This is a genomic window from Streptococcus sp. FSL W7-1342, from assembly GCF_037966635.1.
Taxonomy (GTDB): Bacteria; Bacillota; Bacilli; order Lactobacillales; family Streptococcaceae; genus Streptococcus; species Streptococcus salivarius_D.
Window position 1 is genome coordinate 1,601,630 of record NZ_CP150200.1, and the last position, 18,073, is coordinate 1,619,702.

Annotated in this window: 16 protein-coding genes and 1 riboswitch; of the genes, 2 read left to right on the forward strand and 14 right to left on the reverse strand. The window is 41.2% G+C overall.

Annotation, left to right across the window (positions count from 1 at the left end):
- Nucleotides 1–183: 183 nt before the first annotated feature.
- From NSQ79_RS07330 to mvk, 9 genes are all read right to left on the reverse strand, one after another.
- Complete coding sequence (locus NSQ79_RS07330) at nucleotides 184–876, reverse strand: 5'-methylthioadenosine/adenosylhomocysteine nucleosidase (RefSeq protein WP_014633435.1); 693 nt, start codon at nucleotides 874–876, stop codon at nucleotides 184–186.
- Nucleotides 877–942: 66 nt separating this feature from the next.
- On the reverse strand, nucleotides 943–1,203 hold the full coding sequence (gene macP / locus NSQ79_RS07335; protein ID WP_004182968.1) for a cell wall synthase accessory phosphoprotein MacP: 261 nt from the start codon (nucleotides 1,201–1,203) through the stop codon (nucleotides 943–945).
- A gap of 3 nt (nucleotides 1,204–1,206) precedes the next feature.
- A complete protein-coding gene (locus NSQ79_RS07340) occupies nucleotides 1,207–1,755 on the reverse strand; it encodes an NUDIX hydrolase (RefSeq protein WP_045768981.1) in 549 nt (182 codons plus the stop codon).
- 79 nt (nucleotides 1,756–1,834) lie between these two features.
- On the reverse strand, nucleotides 1,835–3,217 hold the full coding sequence (gene glmU, locus NSQ79_RS07345) for a bifunctional UDP-N-acetylglucosamine diphosphorylase/glucosamine-1-phosphate N-acetyltransferase GlmU (RefSeq protein WP_164332198.1): 1,383 nt from the start codon (nucleotides 3,215–3,217) through the stop codon (nucleotides 1,835–1,837).
- A gap of 282 nt (nucleotides 3,218–3,499) precedes the next feature.
- Entirely contained in the window at nucleotides 3,500–6,160 is a 2,661-nt protein-coding gene (mgtA, locus tag NSQ79_RS07350; protein ID WP_164332199.1) for a magnesium-translocating P-type ATPase, read from the reverse strand.
- Nucleotides 6,161–6,384: 224 nt separating this feature from the next.
- A riboswitch (M-box (ykoK) riboswitch) is annotated at nucleotides 6,385–6,540 on the reverse strand.
- Nucleotides 6,541–7,003: 463 nt separating this feature from the next.
- Nucleotides 7,004–8,008: a type 2 isopentenyl-diphosphate Delta-isomerase gene (fni, locus tag NSQ79_RS07355; RefSeq protein WP_164332200.1), complete on the reverse strand. Its 1,005-nt coding sequence runs from the start codon at nucleotides 8,006–8,008 to the stop codon at nucleotides 7,004–7,006.
- 48 nt (nucleotides 8,009–8,056) lie between these two features.
- Nucleotides 8,057–9,052, reverse strand: coding sequence for a phosphomevalonate kinase (locus tag NSQ79_RS07360; protein ID WP_164332201.1), 996 nt, complete (start codon nucleotides 9,050–9,052; stop codon nucleotides 8,057–8,059).
- Entirely contained in the window at nucleotides 9,045–9,989 is a 945-nt protein-coding gene (gene mvaD / locus NSQ79_RS07365; RefSeq protein WP_164332202.1) for a diphosphomevalonate decarboxylase, read from the reverse strand. Before mvaD ends, NSQ79_RS07360 begins: the two co-directional genes overlap by 8 nt.
- Complete coding sequence (gene mvk / locus NSQ79_RS07370; RefSeq protein WP_164332203.1) at nucleotides 9,971–10,849, reverse strand: mevalonate kinase; 879 nt, start codon at nucleotides 10,847–10,849, stop codon at nucleotides 9,971–9,973. The genes mvaD and mvk overlap by 19 nt, the downstream gene beginning before the upstream one ends.
- A gap of 262 nt (nucleotides 10,850–11,111) precedes the next feature.
- On the opposite strand from mvk, the gene NSQ79_RS07375 reads away from it, so the two are divergent.
- Both NSQ79_RS07375 and NSQ79_RS07380 read left to right on the forward strand, forming a co-directional pair.
- Complete coding sequence (locus NSQ79_RS07375; RefSeq protein WP_164332204.1) at nucleotides 11,112–11,675, forward strand: nucleotidyltransferase family protein; 564 nt, start codon at nucleotides 11,112–11,114, stop codon at nucleotides 11,673–11,675.
- A 354-nt stretch (nucleotides 11,676–12,029) separates the two neighbouring features.
- Entirely contained in the window at nucleotides 12,030–13,517 is a 1,488-nt protein-coding gene (locus NSQ79_RS07380) for an IS1182 family transposase (protein WP_339313446.1), read from the forward strand.
- Here the strand turns inward: NSQ79_RS07380 and NSQ79_RS07385 are convergent.
- The 5 genes from NSQ79_RS07385 to NSQ79_RS07405 all read right to left on the reverse strand — a co-directional run bounded on the left by NSQ79_RS07385 (nucleotide 13,494) and on the right by NSQ79_RS07405 (nucleotide 18,030).
- Nucleotides 13,494–14,810 carry an FAD-containing oxidoreductase gene (locus NSQ79_RS07385; protein WP_002886137.1) on the reverse strand — a complete coding sequence of 439 codons (1,317 nt, stop codon included), beginning with the start codon at nucleotides 14,808–14,810 and terminating at the stop codon, nucleotides 13,494–13,496. The genes NSQ79_RS07380 and NSQ79_RS07385 overlap by 24 nt on opposite strands.
- 141 nt (nucleotides 14,811–14,951) lie before the next feature.
- Nucleotides 14,952–15,752, reverse strand: coding sequence for an alpha/beta hydrolase (locus NSQ79_RS07390; RefSeq protein ID WP_164332268.1), 801 nt, complete (start codon nucleotides 15,750–15,752; stop codon nucleotides 14,952–14,954).
- A gap of 35 nt (nucleotides 15,753–15,787) precedes the next feature.
- Nucleotides 15,788–16,150, reverse strand: coding sequence for a hypothetical protein (locus tag NSQ79_RS07395; protein ID WP_004182977.1), 363 nt, complete (start codon nucleotides 16,148–16,150; stop codon nucleotides 15,788–15,790).
- A gap of 241 nt (nucleotides 16,151–16,391) precedes the next feature.
- Entirely contained in the window at nucleotides 16,392–17,504 is a 1,113-nt protein-coding gene (gene ald, locus NSQ79_RS07400) for an alanine dehydrogenase (protein WP_164332267.1), read from the reverse strand.
- Nucleotides 17,505–17,799: 295 nt separating this feature from the next.
- The gene (locus NSQ79_RS07405) at nucleotides 17,800–18,030 is read right to left on the reverse strand and encodes a gamma-glutamyl-gamma-aminobutyrate hydrolase family protein (protein WP_084871515.1); all 231 of its coding nucleotides are present in this window, start codon (nucleotides 18,028–18,030) and stop codon (nucleotides 17,800–17,802) included.
- Between the last annotated feature and the right edge of the window lie 43 nt (nucleotides 18,031–18,073).

The following is an 18,073-nucleotide window of genomic DNA, read 5'->3' on the forward strand; positions in this document are numbered from 1 at the left end:
CTCATTTTATCGCCATAATTTTAATTCAATTTCCGTCTGAAAAATGCTAAAATTCAGATTTTCTCTTAGAAAAATGAGAAGATTATCTTATCTAAAAGCAGAAAAAAACTGCCATTCTTAAATGAATAGCAGTCGTCTTTAAATTAATTAAGAAAATGAGCATAAACACTCATTTAATGTAATTTAGGCAAGTTCTTGGAGAAACTCTACTAGAATAGCAGCTGATTGTTTCCCAGCCTGAATAATGAATTCATCAAAGGTAATGTTAGCATCATGAGCCGCTGTATCACTCATGGCACGTACAACGATGAAAGGCTTTTTAACACTATGTGCGGCTTGAGCAATAGCTGCTCCCTCCATCTCTACTGCCAAGACTTCTGGAAAATGCCCCTTAATAGCATCAATCTTGTCTTGACCTGCAATGAAGCTATCACCCGTAGCGATAAGCCCAATCTTAGAATCAATGGAAGCCTGAGCTAAGACCTTCTCGAAAGTCTCTACGAAGGTAGAGTCACTTTCAAAGTAGAGTGGCTGCATAGACATTTGCCCATAATCATAGCCAAAGGCTGTCAAATCAACATCGTGATAGGCTAATTTTGAAGCTACAACCACATCTCCAATTTTAAGTCCAGGTGCTACTGCTCCTGCAGAACCAGTGTTAATGAGGGCATCAACGCCAAAATGGTCTACCAAGACAGCCACAGACATGGCTGACATAACCTTACCAACACCTGATTGCACCAAAACGACGTCGTGTTTGCCCAAGCGTCCTGTGTAGTAGGTATTGCCAAGAACAGTTTCTTCAACCTTATTTTCCAATTGCTCCACTAGAAGCACTAACTCCTGCTCCATGGCAGCGATAATTCCGATTTTCATATAGTTCCTTTTCAGCTTGTAATCTTTCCTGAATCAGTAGCTAGGGCTATCTGACTCATAGACTTCTTAGAAATAAAAGACAGCAATGAAGAGAAGAATCAAGAGGACCACAACCCAAAAGAGGATGCGATTAAGCTTGTGTTGAAATTGATTGCGTTTAGCATTCTCAATTCGACGACTCTTGTAGACAGAAGGCTGGTAATCAGCCTCATAATCCTCATCGTAGAACTCTTGATCATAGTCCTCATAATAAGGATGTTCCTCTAAATCAATTTCCCCACGCTTGGCCTGCTCAATGATATCGTCGGTCAAAAGTGGTTTTCCCATTGCTTATTTTCCTCCGAAATGAAGTGCATAGTATTGGAGTGCAATGATGGTTTTGGCATCCTGAATAGCCCCTGAAGCCACAAGTTCCATACACTCCTCATAGGTCAATTCATAGAGTTCAAGGAACTCATCATCATCAAGTGGACGTGGATTTTCCACAGGTTTAAGGTTGGTCGCTACATAGAGTTTGATTCTCTCATTACAAAAGCCAATGGCTGTGTAAAATTCATAAATCAATTCCAGATCACCCTTGTATTGAGTCTCCTCTTCAAGTTCACGCGCTGCTGCAGCCATTTCATCGCCAGCTTCACCGACTTCCAGTTTACCTGCAGGAATCTCGTAAGAAACCGCCTCAATAGCCTTACGGTATTGTTTGACGATAATGATTTTCCCTTCTGGGGTAATCGCTAAAACGGCTACTGCTCCCTTGTGGAAGATGAGCTCACGACCAGCTGTCTTACCGTCTGGTAAGAGGACTTCGTCTACTGCAACTTCAAAAATATGTCCCTTAAATTTTGACTCACGTTTGAGTGTTTTTTCTTCAAAATCCATGAATTGACTCCTTTTACTTCTGACCTCATTCTAAGCTACCCCTACTCTACAAGAGAATCTAGCTCAGATAGCCTTAAGCTTACTTTTGTTGGCTTGGGTGGTGAGGTTTCTTAATGGCATAGCCTTCTTTATTGACCTGACGGCCACGTCCAATGGCTACGCTGTCAGCTGGCACATCATCTGTGATGGTTGAACCAGCCGCTGTGAGGGCGTTAGCCCCAATTTCAAGCGGTGCAATCAAGGTTGAATTGCTTCCGATAAAGACATTGTTGGCAATTTGTGTCTTGAACTTGTGTTGTCCATCATAGTTTACAGTAATTGTTCCGGCACCAAAGTTAACGTCAGAACCAACTTCCGCATTACCAATGTAGGTCAAGTGACCAGCTTTGGTATTTTCACCGATAGTAGACCCCTTAACCTCAACGAAATTACCGATATGAACCTCTTTTTTGAGGGTTGAATCTGGACGAACATGGGCAAATGGACCAACGGTAACACCTTCTTCAACCACTGAGTGTTCAATCATAGAGTTAGTGATAACCGTTTTGGCACCGATAGTTGAATCAACAATATAAGTACCATTAGTAAGCACTGACTCTGCACCAATCTTAGTTTTGCCTTTAAGGGTTACATTAGCCTCAACCACAACATCTGTCTCAATTTCCACATCAACGTCGATATAAGTAGCCTTTGGATTTTGGAAAGTAACACCATTGACCATGTGAGCTTTGTTGATACGACGACGCATAACATCTTCTGCTGTAGCTAGGGCAACACGGTCATTAACCCCAAGACTTTCTTCGAAGTCACGAAGGGTGAAGGCACCTACTTTTTCACCATTCTCACGGAAAATAGAAATAACATCAGTCAAATAGTATTCCCCTTGAGCGTTGTTAGTATTGATGTTTTTAAGTGCTTCAAAGAGACGTTTATTGTCAAAAACATAAGTCCCTGTATTGATTTCTTTGACTTGTTGTTCAAACTCGTTGGCATCTTTTTGCTCAACAATCTTAGTCACTTCGCCATTTTCGTTACGGATGATACGCCCATAACCAAATGGATTGTCCGCAGTTGCAGTCAAGATAGTGGCAACATTTTTGTGATTAACGTGGAAATCAATAAGATTTTTAAGGCTTTCACCAGTAATCAAAGGCGTGTCACCAGCAATAACAAGCGTTTGACCTTCAAGTCCAGCCAACTCATCTTCAGCCATCATTACTGCGTGACCAGTCCCCAACTGCTCAGTTTGCATAGTGAAGGCAGATTGACCATCCAAAACCTCACGAACAAGTTCAGCCTTGTGACCAATAACAGTAACGTTTTTAACTGGATCAATGGCTGAAACTGCACGGAAGACATGCTCAAGCATAGTGATGCCTGAAACCTTGTGCAAAACTTTTGGAAGATCTGATTTCATGCGAGTTCCTTTACCCGCAGCAAGGATAATTGCGTAATTACTCATTTTCTTTTTCCTTCTTAAGATTTTTTTGATGGTTCCTTCGTGACGGTCTTAGCCTTGAGCCCCAAATCTCAGGGCCTCCACCTCCCACTGGGATAGCCTACGAAAGAAAGGGGCCTTGAAAACATAGTCTCTCATTTCTTAGAAAATATGTCCTCACAACTGACGTTTTTTAGGGCCTCTGATTATCTATAATCGCCCTATTATACCATAAATGAAAAGGTTTTGGCAGAATGAAAGGTAATGAAAAAAGAGCTAACGCTCTTTTTTCTAAGGATAGTTGTCCTATAACCATTCTTTATATTTCTTAATATAGATATGCTTCACAAAGGTAACACTAAGCATATACAAAACGATAATAACAAACAAGAGAATGAAATAGAGACCATTTAGATGGCTGAGTTTTAAGAGACTAGCCAATGGACTATAAGGAAGAGAGGTTACAAAAACAGCGGCAAATAGGGTTGTCACAACAACAGATAGTGCTGGGTGGCTTTGAATAAATGGTAGTTTTGGTGAACGTAACATGTGGATAACCATAGTTTGAGACCACATAGATTCGATAAACCAACCTGTTTGGAAAATGATGATAAAGGCTACTGCTTCTGGTGAACCATGAACATAGCCATGCCCTAAAATCATTGGCACAATGATGAAGTAGAGCAAGATGTAAGTCAAAATATCAAATACAGACGAAATTGGTCCAAACCAAGCCATGAAACGCATGATTGATTTAGCTTCCCAGATATGTGGCTCTTTAAGAAATTCCTTGTCCACATTGTCAAATGGAAGAGCGATACAAGAGATATCATAGACAAGATTAAGGACAATCAAATGCACAGGTGCCATTGGTAGGAATGGTAAGAAGATGCTGGCAAAGAGGAGAGAAAAAATATTACCGAAATTTGAAGAAACGGTCATCTTGATATACTTGGTCATATTGGCATAGACCTTACGCCCTTCAACTAGACCTTTTTCCAAGACCATTAGATCCTTATCAAGCAAGATAACATCTGCAGTTTCTTTGGCAATATCAACAGCTGTATCCACAGAGATACCCACATCTGACACCTTCATAGATGGGGCATCGTTGATTCCATCACCCATATAGCCTACCTTATGGCCATTTTCCTTAAGGCTTAGGATAATTCGTGCCTTTTGGTCTGGGGATAACTTAGCAAAGACTGTTGTCGTTTCCACAGCCTTAGCCAAATCTTGATCTGACATGGTATCAAGATCACTTCCAAGTAGGATATGTGTCACATCTAGACCAACTTTTTCACAGACAGCCTGTGTCACCTTATCATTGTCTCCAGTCAAAATCTTTGTGGTCACACCATACTCAGCCAAAGCCTTGATAGCAGGTGCTGCTGATGGTTTTGGTGGGTCAAGGAAGGCAAGATATCCCGTCAAAATCATGTCACTTTCATCTTCGACACTAAAGACGTCATTTTCATTAAGCTGTGATTTGTAGCTAACACCGAGAACACGCAAACCTTGTTCATTCAACTGTGCGACTTCCGCAAGGACTTCCTCACGAACATCGTCTGTTAATGGGATAATGTCACCCTTGTATTCCACATAGTTAGAAACTGAGAGCATTTCTTCAAGGGCACCTTTTGTCACCATGCTGACAAAACCATCATTGTCCTTAACAATGACACTCATGCGACGGCGTTCAAAATCAAAAGGAAGCTCATCAATCTTGTGGAAGGTTTGGTCAAGATTACGAACGATCTCGTGTTTCTTAGCTTCTCTTTCTGTTCGGCTAATAATGGCACGGTCCATAAGATTTTTTAAGCCAGTTTGGAAATAAGAATTAAGATAGGCTCTCCGAAGTACTGATAGGTCAAGGTCACCATGGATATCAAGAGGGTACTCAAGAACGATTTCATCCTGAGTCAGGGTTCCTGTCTTATCCGTACAAAGGATGTCGATAGCCCCTAGGTCTTGAATAGCATTAAGTTTTTTGATGACCACCTTTTCCTTGGCCATAATGATAGAACCCTTGGCAAGACTGGCTGTGATAATCATCGGCAACATTTCTGGGGTCAAACCGACTCCCACACTAAGGGCAAAGACGCCGGCTTCAAGCCAGTCCCCATCTGTTAAACCGTTAATCACAAAAACAACAGGAACCATAACCAACATGAGTCGAATCAAGAGCCAAGAAATGGAATTCATCTCACGTTCAAATGAAGTTGGTTCGTCATAAGTATTGATGGTCTGCTCAATTGCTCCCATCATGGTTTCATCACCAACAACTAAAACCAAGGCTGTTGCACGACCAGAGATAACATTAGTTCCCATGAAAGCAAGGCTCTCACTCTCAAGCAAACTCTCTAGATTTTGACCATCTGCTTTAGCCAGACAAGCTTTTTCCACAGCATCACTTTCACCTGTCAAGCCAGACTGTTGAACAAAGAAATCACGAGAATCTAGTAAGACCACATCAGCCGGAATCATATCTCCCGCACTTAGTTTGACCACATCACCAACCACAATTTCATCAATTGGGATTTCTTGCTCACTGCCATCTCGAAGTACTGTTGCTGTATTGACAATCATGCGAGACAAATTACTGGCAGCCTTGTCGCTACGAAGTTCTTGAATAAAACGGATACCACCAGATATCAAAACTAGAGTGACAATGATGATAGAAGTCGTTGGGTCTTCTTCACCCGGTTTAGCAAGCCAGACATTGGTGATAAAGGAAACCAGAGCAATGACTAAGAGAATGACAGTAAAGGGATTGATGATAGATTCATAAATCTTTTTGATGATAGAATCCTCTTGTCCTTTGGTTATGACATTTTCCCCATAAAGGTCACGGTTTTCTTCTACTTGGTCTTCCTTCAAGCCATCCAAATGAGTCTTGTAGCGAGTAAGGGTTGTTTCAAGTGGCTCTTGAAGAGCAGCAATAAGTCTTTCTTTATTTGTTGACATTGGAATCTCCTTATTTAATCAGGAGCCAATCACTTATGGAGTCCCTAAGACACTAATCAGCGATTGACTGGTTAGGTGCGGTTCGGGGTGATCGTCGATTAGTCTCATAGGTTTCTCCTTTCATTTTTTTACATAGTGGGTGGACCTCAGACAAAAGAAAAGAGTCCTACCCATATACAGGTAAGACTCTATAAACTCGAGGTTGATTTTTTAATAGATTCTGTCAAAAAATGGACCGTTCAAGCTTTAGCTCCGCAAGGCGATGAAATGGGCTTAGTCTTGACCTTGACGATCAGGACTGTTGACCAACGAGTAGTGTCTCCACTGCTTTGCGGTAGTCATCCGTATCCTTGTGGTAGCCTCACCTACCGTATTTCACTGAAAATAATACTCCTAAGGCGGTAACTTGTCAAGGGGAAAAGTTACTTTTTGCTTGAGTGGGTAATAAAAAAAGAGCTTCCGCTCTTTTTTGTAAGATATTCTTTTGTAAAATGGATTTTTTTAGATTTTCCTTAAGTGAGTGCGGACGTCAGCGAACTTCTTCGAAGCTCCATGACTAATTTTTGAGCCCCTTCACTTTTTAATTTCTAGGCTCAGGCTAAAACAGTTCCCCAAACTGTTTTACTCTCAAAAATTCCGAGTTCTAGAAATACAAGTATTTCTAGAACTTTTCTCACAGCGGAAAGTCTCATTAAGTGCTCGCTTTGCTCGCTAGAAACAAATCAAATCAAGAATGTCATTATTTATCCTTGACCGGTGTTAAAATGATGTCTCCATAATATCATCGCCTAGAGAAATTGTTTTATCATCTTTAAAAATTAAAAAAGAGCACTTGGCTCTTTCCTACTTCTCTTGTTTGACGTAAGTCCCTTGTAGCTTACCGTGTAAGATGTAATCTACAGATTTGAGCTCATCAATAGTGCAACAATCAAGGGCACACATGATGAGACGAAGGTCATCCTTCCAGCCATTGACAATAGCCACAACCTTATCCACAGGGTAGCGTTCTACCAATTCAAGGACTGTTCGTGAGAGGCCAACGCCTTTTGCTCCTAAGACCAGACATTTAACCATATCGAGTGGATTGCGCACTCCTCCAGAGGCTAGAATTTCCACATTATCACGAAGGTCTTGGGCTTGCAAGAGGGTCTGAACGGTGCTTTGTCCCCAGTCATTGAGGTAATCTCGGTTGCCACCTCGACTATTTTCAATATAGGCGAAGCTAGTCCCACCACGACCTGAGATATCCACAGTCTTAATGCCTTGAGACATGGCATAACGAATGGTTTCCACATCCATACCAAAGCCGACCTCCTTGAGTACAAGAGGAACCTCTATTTTCTGTGCATAAGCCGCCACATTTTCCTTCCAAGTGTGGAAAATACGCTCTCCCTCAGGCATGAGAAGCTCCTGCATAAGGTTAACATGGAGCTGTAAAAAGACTGGATTCATCGCTTCCACCGTCTTAATCCCTAGGTCCACAGACTTATCCACACCGATATTAGTCGCTAGGTCTAAGTCTGGAAACTCTTGGCGATAGTCAAAGGATTCTGGTTCTTCTCCCTTTAGAGCAGCACTGTAGGAACCCGTCACCATGAGAATACCTGTGTGGCTGGCCACCTCAGCTAGTTTTCGATTGACAGCCCCACCCTTGGCAGAACCACCTGTCATGGCATTGATATAAAAAGGAAAGTCCCAATCTCGTCCAGCAAAATGTGTGGACAAGTCAATCTGATCTAAATCATAAGTCGGTAGAGACTTGTGGATAAGTTCCATATCGTCAAAACTATTGTAGGGCGACTGGTACTTAAGGGCATAACGGATGTGATCGTCTTTACGATTTGTCATAGGTTATTTCTTTACTTTCTTGCGTGATAATGTCTACTTAGCTGACCCCTAAACCTCATACAAAAGCTCTATACCTTCCTGCTGCCAGCGATCAACTAGGCTATCTCGGCTAGCTTCGTCAAAGGCAAAGGCGATACCACAGTCGCCACCACCTGCTCCAGAAGACTTAGCGATAGCATCGAGTCCTTGCTCTGCTTCTTTGAGTTTTTTCAGCTTGGCCACATAAATATCTGGACTAAGTGATTCCAACTGGTCACTGACAGCCTGAAGGCTGCTCTTAAGTAAATTCTTATTTCCTGTTACCAGAGCCTTGATGGCATCTTGAACAGCCACTTCGGTTTCACTTAGGTACGTGCTTGATATGCGAGATTTGGCCATTTTAACCATGTCTTTTGAGATAGCAGCTTGCTTGGTCCACCCCACCAAAAAGTGAGCTTGGAGAACTGGCACTATAGGACTGATACGATAGCCCCAATCTTTTTCCAAAAGCTCTGTTAGAGTTATTTGATCTATAAGCTCTGCTATTTTTGCACGGTCAAAGGAACGATAGGAAATCAGGCCCTCGTATACGATACAAGCTAAATCTCCCATAGAACCATTATCTCCCTGCTTGAGGAGGGTGTAACTAGCTAGCTTAAAGAGAATGTCTTTGGATAAGTCTTTCTGAAGGGCTGCTGCCAAGGCCTTGAGGGTCAATACCACAACAGAACCCGAAGAACCGATACCAAATTTAACCCCATCTCGTTCCAACTTTCCAGTGATGGAAATGTCCAGAGCGGGTAACTTCTCACCACAAAATGCCTCAAAAGTATTCAAAGCCTCTTGAATGAGGGCGTAATTTGCGTCTAGCTCACGGCCCACACTATAGTCAAACATGTCTGAGGACAACTGGGTAGTTTGTGCTTCCTTGACATCTGCTGACATGAAAATAGGAATAAATTGGATTAGGGCTGTCTGCCCAGCTGTTAAGACTGAGTATTCTCCAGCAATGTAGAGTTTCCCACCTGTTTTTACTGTGACCTGATTGACCGACTGCTTAGGCATCTGGCAACTCCTTGGTGCGTGAAACAATGACCTGATAGTCCTTACGGAAGTGGTCTGCTAGGCGGTCTAGGTCTTCTTCCAGACAGAGCACCTTAACATTTGGTCCTGCATCCATCGTGAAATAACATTGCTCACCAGAGGCACGGAGGGCCTTAACCTTGTCCATTGCCTGATAGGAAGCAGCCGTCAGATATGAAAATGGTGGGTTAGCCGTACTTGTGGTTTGGTGCATACGAAGAGCATTAGCTTCAGTGAGCTCACCGACCGCTTGGAAATCATTTGCTTTGAGATAGGTCAACATATCCTTATAATCCAGCTCAGACTGTTTAATCCACTCTGGGAAAGAGGTCGATGTTTCGGTGCACAATTTCATACCGTCCCGGCTTGATACGGGTTTCTTTTGATCTGTTAACACCAGCATAATCATGGCCAATTTAAGTTCTGTTTCAACCGGGTAAACCTCACCACTATCCTTGTCCCAGGCTGCCAATGGTCCAAAGAAGGACCGTGATGACGAACCTGAAGCAAACTTGGCAATTTGAGCTAATTCAAACTGCGTTTTTCCGACTTGGAAGAGCTCGTTAGCTGCTTTAACTAGGGCAGAAAGTCCTGAGGAACTTGAGGATAGACCCGCTGCTGTTGGCATGTTGTTCCAAGTTTCAATCTTGACATGTTGGTTTGGATTAGTACGGAAGAGATCTAAAACCTTGCTGGCCTTGGTTGTTTCTTTTTCCCCTTGGAGCTCATCATCGATATACATGACATCACCAGTCGCATCCTCAGGCAGAAAAGATAACTTGGTTTTCGTATACATATTTTCCAAAGTCAGTGAGATACTACTGGTTGAAGGAATCATACGCTCCGCATCCGCCTTACCCCAGTATTTGACAATAGCAATATTTGCGTACGATTTGACGCTTACAGGCTTTCTATCCACGTGTTTACGGCTCCTTTTTCTTGAAGTTTTTTAGCAATCGTTCGGGCTTGGTCTTTAGTACTTGTCAGGGCAATAATACAGCCACCAAGTCCTCCGCCTGACATCTTGGCTCCCAGTGCACCATGCTCCAGAGCAGTTGCTACTAGAAGATCCGACAAATCACAAGACACCCCTAAAGATTTAAGGTGATTATGGGCTTGAGACATGAGTTTTCCAAGAAGCTTTTGATCCTTGGCTTTGAGGGCACGTTCTGCCTTCTTACTTAATTCGCCCAGTTGGTTGAGATCTGACAAGGCATCTAAACCAATGGCCTCAACCTTTTCCACAGCCTCACGGGTATTTCCATGGATACCCGTATCAGCAATGACCAGATAGGCACCTAAATTGACCTCAATTTCCTTGAAACCGACATTACGCGTAAAGCTAATGGCTTGATCACTCAAGCAGGTCTTTGCATCTAAGCCACTAGGTTTACTATGGGCTATGGTCTCCGCCTGATGAACCAGCATTTCCAAGGTCTCCTGGCTAAGCTCCTGATCAAAATAATCAAAGACCGCTCGAATTGCCGCAATAGCCACAGCCGCAGATGACCCCATGCCACGCTTTTCAGGGACACTAGACGAAATATCATAACTGATAGGCTGATTCTTGATTTTCAGATAGTTAAGAGCTGAAAAAATAGCCGTCGTCAAGGGATCTTGAGCCTTAAGAGTTAAAGGAATCTCAGCCGCCTGAATCTGACAGACAACCTCAATATCCTTAAGAGGAAGAGCAAGGGCAGGATGACCATAAACAACCGAGTGCTCCCCCATCAAAATAATCTTACTGTGGGCCTTGCCCACTCCTACTTTCTTAGTCATAAGCTATACACACTCACAGACCAGTTGGCATACGAGTATCTTTCTAAGTTTTTCATACAGTTTCTAGTGGTGACTCAAGGTCTATCAACCTCCCTGAGTGGATTAAGAGTATCAATCTAAGGAATTTTCCTATGTCACTTCTATCTTATCATCAAAGCGCAAAAAAAGCGACATCTAACCTAGAGTGTCGCTTTGCATTAGAGATATGATCTTATTTTGATATTTCTATCTTAAACTAGTACAATACCAATGAGGTTTTAAAATGATTAATGTCGAAAAACTAATTAAACAGAACTCCGAACTAATGGCACTATTAAAGATTATTCACTCTTTCCAACTAAATGACTGTTGGCTTTGTGCTGGAACTATACGCAATTATATTTGGAACTACTTAAGTACCGGAAATACATTTTCAAATATCAATTTATCTGATATCGATGTCATTTTCTTTGATAAAAATATATCATATGAACAAACTCTTGAAATAGAGAATCAAATAAAGAGAAGACATCCTGAATACAATTGGGAAATAAAAAATCAGTATTATATGAATATACATAGTCCTAATACTGAAAAGTATATCAGCTCTACAGATGCTGTTTCAAAATTTCCCGAAAAATGTACTGCCATAGCTGCTAGACTAAATGACTATCAGGAACTAGAGGTATTTATTCCTTTTGGAACAGACGATTTGATTAACTTCAGAGTATCACCCACACCGCATTACTTTTCAGATAAAGAACGACAAACGGTCTATAACGAGAGAGTAAAAAAGAAAAATTGGAATACAATATGGCCAAACATTTCTATAGAATTTATCAAATAGATTATACTATGACTTGAGATTTATTTTTTACAAGACTTTCCGCTGTGGGAAAAGTGCCTGAAGTAGTTTCAGGCACTCGGAATTTTTGAGAGTAAAACAGTTCGGGGAACTGTTTTAGCCTGAGCCTAAAAATAAAAAAGTGAAGGGGCTCAAAAATTAGTCTTGGAACTTCGAAGAAGGTCGCTGACGACCGTACTCACCTAAGGAAAGTCTTAAAAAAATTTCTCTTCTACATAAAAAAGAGCCTCTCGGCTCTCAGATTGAAGACAAAGTCCTCAGAAGTTATACTTCTGGGGATTTTTCTTGCTTTGAAGGAGTATAATAAAAGGAAAAGGTATTTGATGAGGTGTTCCTATGTTTCACAAAGAAAATCCCGAATACAATCGACGTCAAGTAGGATTCTATACGCTTGATGAACTTGTGCCTAAAGACCATTTTCTAAGAAAAGTCGAGGAAACGATTGATTTCTCTTTTATTTATGATCTTGTCGAAGATAGTTATTCCTCGGATAATGGTCGCCCTAGTCTAGACCCTGTTTTATTAGTTAAAATTCCGTTGATTCAATGTTTTTATGGCATTCGTTCTATGCGCCAAACCATTAAAGATATTGAGGTGAATACGGCTTACCGATGGTTTCTTGGCTTATCTCTGGACGATAAGGTACCACATTTTACAACTTACGGTAAGAACTATAGCCGACGCTTTGAAAACAAGGAAGTGTTAGCACACATTTTTAGTCATGTGCTTCATCATGTTTTGGAAGTGGGGCTCATTGATCCCTCAGAAATCTTCATTGATGGGACCCATATCAAGGCAGCTGCTAATAATCATAAGTACAAAACTGTTGTTATTGATCAAAAAGCTAAATTCATGAGTGAACAACTGGAGATTGAGATTAATTTAGATAGGAAAAAACACGCAAAAAAGTTCTTAAAGCCCGCCAAAAAAGGCGAGGCTAAACCTAAGAAACAATCAACGACAGACCCAGACAGTGGTTGGTTTCATAAGGGGGAACATAAGGAAGTCTTCGCTTACAATGCTCAAGTAGCTTGTGATAAACACGGCTGGGCCTTAGCTTATACGGTTGAAGCAGGAAACATCCATGATAGTCAGGCTTTCTCTGCTCTTTTTGTCAAACTAGAACCATTCTCACCTGAATTCATTATTGCGGATTCAGGCTATAAAACACCTAGTATTGCCAAGTTTCTTCTAGAAAAAGGGATTACACCAGTTTTCCCTTACACTAGACCAAGAGGTAAGAAAGATTTTTTACGTCCAAAAGACTTTGTCTATGACGAGCATTTTGATTGTTATCTTTGTCCAGAGAACCATGTATTAACTTATCGTACAACCACACGTGAAGGTTATCGAGAGTATAAAAGTAATCCTAAAATTTGTAAGACCTGTCCCTTGTTAGCGATTTGTACTGAAAGTCGCCAGCACCAAAAAGTTGTTGTGCGTCATATTTGGAAAGATGCCCTAGAAGTCTGTGAAGATATTCGCCATCAAAGTGGTATGAAAGAACGGTATCAACACCGGAAAGAAACGATAGAACGGTTATTCGGAACAGCTAAAGAATATCATAACTTACGTTATACCAGAGAAAAAGGAAAGTCCAAAATGGAAGCTAAGGTTGGGCTTACTTTAGCGTGTCTAAATATCAAAAAATTGGTAAAAATGATGACAGGAAAGACCTATAATTTTACCCAAATATCTCAATATTATTGGATTATAGGAGAATTAGGTAAGAATATAAAAAAGACAAACATCAAAAACGATGTTTGTCTTCATTCTGAGAGCCTCTCGGCTCTTTTCATTTTAAATCGCAAACAAATCGTTTAGGTTCTCAGCCATAGTTGGGTGAGTGAAAATTTGTTTAGCTAAATCTGTGTATGGAATGTGATGATTCATAGCTAGGGTAATTAGATTGATAATTTCATGAGATTCTTGACCAAAGAGGGTTACACCCAAGATTTCCTTAGTTTCAGGATTTACCACAGCTTTGAAGGCACCACGCAAATCACCGTTAACATGGCCACGAGGCATGCCAGCAACTGGAAGTTCCTTGACTGCAACCGGTCCACCTGCTGCTCTGGCTTGATCTTCAGTAAGACCAACCTGTGCCAAAGGTGGGTTGAGGAACATAGCAGTTGGAACAGCTCCACGTGTTTCAAGGTTATAGCTACCATCACCAGTTAGGTAATTAAAGACAATACGGAAATCGTCTAGTGAGATATAGGTAAATTGAAGGCCACCATTAACATCACCAACTGCAAAGACACCAGGAACACTTGTTTCCAAATGCTTATTGACCTGGATGCCACCACGTTCAGTCAAGGCAATATCAGTATTTTCCAAGTGAAGGGGTTCGATATTAGGCTTGCGTCCTGTCGCATAGAGGAGTGCATCAAAACGGAACTCGCCTTTGTCAGTAACAACGACAACTTCATCACCGTCATTTTTCACTTCGGAAGTTTTAACACCTTGCTCAAAGACAATGCCGTCCTCTTCCATGTATTCCTTGGCCAACTTAGCAATAGATGGTTCCACACGTGGCAAGAAGCTAGTAGCTGCATCCAAAACAGTCACTTGGCTTCCCAAACGGTTATAAAGGCCAGCAAATTCAAGGCCGATATTACCACCACCAAGGACACCCAGACGTTTTGGCAAGGCTTCAAGGGTTTGAATACCAGTTGAATCGTAGACATGCTTAGTTGTTGTCAAGCCAGGAATAGGCAAGACATTAGACACGGCACCTGTGTTAATGACAATAGTCTCAGCTGTTAGCTCTTGGCGGTCATCACCAGCCACTACTTCAATAACCTTATTTGACACAAAATGTGCCTCTGCATCAATGACATCAACGCCATTGTCTGCCAACATTTTATAATTCTTAGCATTAAGACGACCAGTCACTGCACCACGTTCTTTCATGGTATCGTCAAATGACCAGCCCTTCTCAGCCGCAACAATCATAGTCTTAGTTGGGATACAAGCAATATTAATGCAAGTACCACCATACATCGCTTTACTGCGCTCGATGACAGCAACTTTCTTACCAGCTGCATTCATCTTAGCAGCCAGAGTTTTACCGGCTTTACCGAAACCGATAACAATCAAATCATAGTTTAACATTTCTGTATCCTCCTATCTACCGCCATTCTATCATTTAATTTTTCAGACTGCACATATTTGAACTGGAAATAAAAAGAGGCTACAGCTTTAGTTGAAACCCCTTTCTCATCTGTTTTTAATAGATTTCCATAAGTCCATTGCCTAAGTGTTTTCTCGCAGAAATTCTAATATCATTTTATTAAATTGCTTACTTTCGATAAAGGCTGCATGCCCCTGTTTGCTAAATTCATAATAGGAAGCATTTGGAATGCTATTTGCAAGTTCCCTTGCACCATCCACTCCCAGAACCAAATCTTTTTTAGCTCCCAAGACAAGAGTCGGGCAGGTGATTTTATCAAGGGACTTATGGCAATCAAACTCAAGAATTGACTTGGCTAAACGGACAAATCGTTCTTGTTTTTCAACACTCACAGTCTTCAAAAATAGTTTATTAATCACATATAATTTCTTTAACATAGGAGACGAAAATGTTTTACACATTGAATCCTTATTGAGCTTAGCCATCTCACCATTTTCTGCCATCTCAATCCAGCCTCCGATGGTTTTTCTACTGATATCATTATTTCGAGAGAATGTCAGAGCTAACACCAGACTAGTCACCTTTTGAGGATACTTAATAGCAAACAGCTGAGCAATCATACCACCTTGTGACATGCCTATGATAGAGGCATTAGCAATATACAATTCTTTCAAAGAATGGTAGAGGTCATCAGCTATATTCTCAATAGAAATGCCTTCTTCAATATGGTCCTTTCTATCAAAAATATAGACCTTATACTCCTTAGCGTATCGATAAAATAACGAGTAAATGGCAAGGTCAGACATATCACTTAAGCCTTGCAAACTTAATCCCGTAATGATAACGAGAACCTTATCTCCTCGACCAAAAGTGACATAGTCAACGCCCTGGTCTGACAAATGATTTCTGTGAATACTAAACATTATCTAAATTCTTTCATTGCAAAATTTAAGTATTATCATGCGTCCGGTGCATTATTTGATGCCATGATGATAATACTTACCAAGACAACAAAGGTAACTTGCCAAAGAATGAAAGCCATGAAATCCCCACCTTTAAAAATAAGCAGGTCACAAAGTAAAATAGCCAACAGCACAGCATTTTTTCTAAAAAGTTGGTCACAGTTTTTCCAAAAAGTTTCAAAAGAAATATTGGCTCCTATCTTACGAACAAGCTTCACATGATAAATAATCTCAACCAGGGATGCCACAGCTACTGTAGTTAGCAGTCCGGTCAAAGACACATCCATACGAAAACCAAAATAAAGAACGACAAGTTGAGAGAAAATAATTGCTGTGATTACACGAATATGGTTGGCCACGATAAAACCTCCTTAAGATAAGCAAGAATAAAAAGCATTATAGGTGCTCATTACTGCCCTTAATATGTCTACTCATTATATCATAAAATAAGACCAAAATTAGAAAAATCCAACAGTTTCAGGCTTTGCGAGCAGTCGCCAATCAACTTGCAAAAAATAGTTCACTTCTTGCTCAGACTGCAAAAAGGAGTCACCCCCTATCATGGTGCGACTCCTTTTTAATCAGTATAAATAACTCTGTTTAGGCCAATTCGTCAATTGATGTATATTCTCTGTTTAGACCCTTTGCAACTGGTTTGCTAGTGATATGACCTTGGTAGGTTGTAACCCCTTGACGAAGACCTTCGTCGTCGTTAATTGCCTTTCTGAATCCTTTTCCTGCAAGGGCTTCGATATAAGGCAAAGTGACATTGGTAAGGGCAATGGTTGATGTACGTGCCACGGCTCCTGGGATATTGGCAACGGCATAGTGAAGGACACCATGTGTTTCATAAACAGGCTCATCGTGAGTAGTCACGCGATCTGCAGTTTCAACAACCCCACCTTGGTCAACGGCAACGTCCACAATAACTGAACCTGGACGCATTTGTTTAACCATATGGTTAGTAACAAGTTTTGGTGCTTTTGCCCCTGGGATAAGAACTGCACCGATAACCACGTCAGCATCACGAACACTCGCTTCAATGTTGAGCGGATTTGACATCAGTGTTTGAATTTGGCTACCAAAGACCTCTTCAAGGACAGACAAACGTTTGGCACTGATATCAAGGATAGTCACTTGAGCTCCAAGTCCAAGGGCGATACGGGCTGCATGTGTCCCTACGACACCACCCCCGATAATAGTTACTTTACCTTTAGGAACACCAGGCACACCACCTAGGAGAACGCCAGAGCCACCCTCTTGTTTGGTCAAGAAATGTGCACCGATTTGAACAGCCATACGTCCTGCTACTTCACTCATTGGAACCAAAAGTGGTAGGTGACCTTCTTGGCTACGTACTGTTTCGTAAGCCACACCTGTTGTCTTCGCATTAACCATAGCATCTGCCAATTCTGGAGCTGCTGCCATGTGCAAGTAGGTAAAGAGTAAAAGGTCTTCACGAAGGAAGCCATATTCTGCAGCAAGAGGCTCCTTTACCTTAACCACGAGCTCAGCTGCCCATGCTTCTGCAGCAGTAGCAACAATTTTAGCACCTTGTTTTTCGTAGTCTGCATCAGTAAAGCCAGAGCCAAAACCTGCATTGGTTTCAATAAGGACTTCATGACCTTTAGCTACAAGACTTTGCACCCCAGCAGGCGTTAGAGCCACACGGTTCTCATTATTTTTGATTTCTTTTGGAATACCAATTAACATACGTTTCTCCTTATTCGGAAGTTATAAGGTAAAACATCATAAAGATGACTTGACCACTTCCTATCTATTTTTTGAAATGATAACGCTTTCATTTTATCTAAAAAGCTCAAAAATAGCAAGTGAAAAATTCTTACTCCTTTTTAAGTCCTGAAATCTTGCTTCTAAAATACGACAAAAGAACCCAACCAATCGGCTGGGTTCTTAAGTGTAAACTAAATGATCAAAAGAATATTTCTACTTAGGCACTTCCTCCTTTTCAATTTCAAAAGTGGTATCAATTTAAAGTCCTAAAACCTTATTTAAAACTCTTAACAAAATAATAAAAGAGTCCTTGGTCTGCTAATTGCTTATGTCCCAAGAGAAACTCAAGATGCCACTGAACACCTATAAATGGAGCGTCAGTGAAACTCTCAACACCCTCTATAACCTCATCCTCGGAACTCCTAGCAGTTACCTTCAAATGCGGAGCTAGTTTTTTCAAACTCTGACGGTGAACAGAATTGACCTCCTGCTTTCTTAACTCCATCCGCAAATAATGTACTCACAGATAGATGGATGATGGGACTTCC

Excerpts from the sequence above, each read along its gene's own strand:
- macP (WP_004182968.1), bottom strand. The coding sequence starts at position 1,203 with ATGGGAAAACCACTTTTGACCGACGATATCATTGAGCAGGCCAAGCGT.
- NSQ79_RS07375 (WP_164332204.1), top strand. The coding sequence starts at position 11,112 with ATGATTAATGTCGAAAAACTAATTAAACAGAACTCCGAACTAATGGCA.
- mgtA (WP_164332199.1), bottom strand. The coding sequence starts at position 6,160 with ATGTCAACAAATAAAGAAAGACTTATTGCTGCTCTTCAAGAGCCACTT.
- fni (WP_164332200.1), bottom strand. The coding sequence starts at position 8,008 with ATGACAAATCGTAAAGACGATCACATCCGTTATGCCCTTAAGTACCAG.
- NSQ79_RS07405 (WP_084871515.1), bottom strand. The coding sequence starts at position 18,030 with ATGGAGTTAAGAAAGCAGGAGGTCAATTCTGTTCACCGTCAGAGTTTG.
- NSQ79_RS07385 (WP_002886137.1), bottom strand. The coding sequence starts at position 14,810 with ATGTTAAACTATGATTTGATTGTTATCGGTTTCGGTAAAGCCGGTAAA.
- NSQ79_RS07330 (WP_014633435.1), bottom strand. The coding sequence starts at position 876 with ATGAAAATCGGAATTATCGCTGCCATGGAGCAGGAGTTAGTGCTTCTA.
- mvk (WP_164332203.1), bottom strand. The coding sequence starts at position 10,849 with ATGACTAAGAAAGTAGGAGTGGGCAAGGCCCACAGTAAGATTATTTTG.
- ald (WP_164332267.1), bottom strand. The coding sequence starts at position 17,504 with ATGTTAATTGGTATTCCAAAAGAAATCAAAAATAATGAGAACCGTGTG.
- NSQ79_RS07380 (WP_339313446.1), top strand. The coding sequence starts at position 12,030 with ATGTTTCACAAAGAAAATCCCGAATACAATCGACGTCAAGTAGGATTC.
- glmU (WP_164332198.1), bottom strand. The coding sequence starts at position 3,217 with ATGAGTAATTACGCAATTATCCTTGCTGCGGGTAAAGGAACTCGCATG.
- NSQ79_RS07390 (WP_164332268.1), bottom strand. The coding sequence starts at position 15,752 with ATGTTTAGTATTCACAGAAATCATTTGTCAGACCAGGGCGTTGACTAT.
- NSQ79_RS07340 (WP_045768981.1), bottom strand. The coding sequence starts at position 1,755 with ATGGATTTTGAAGAAAAAACACTCAAACGTGAGTCAAAATTTAAGGGA.
- NSQ79_RS07360 (WP_164332201.1), bottom strand. The coding sequence starts at position 9,052 with ATGCCTAAGCAGTCGGTCAATCAGGTCACAGTAAAAACAGGTGGGAAA.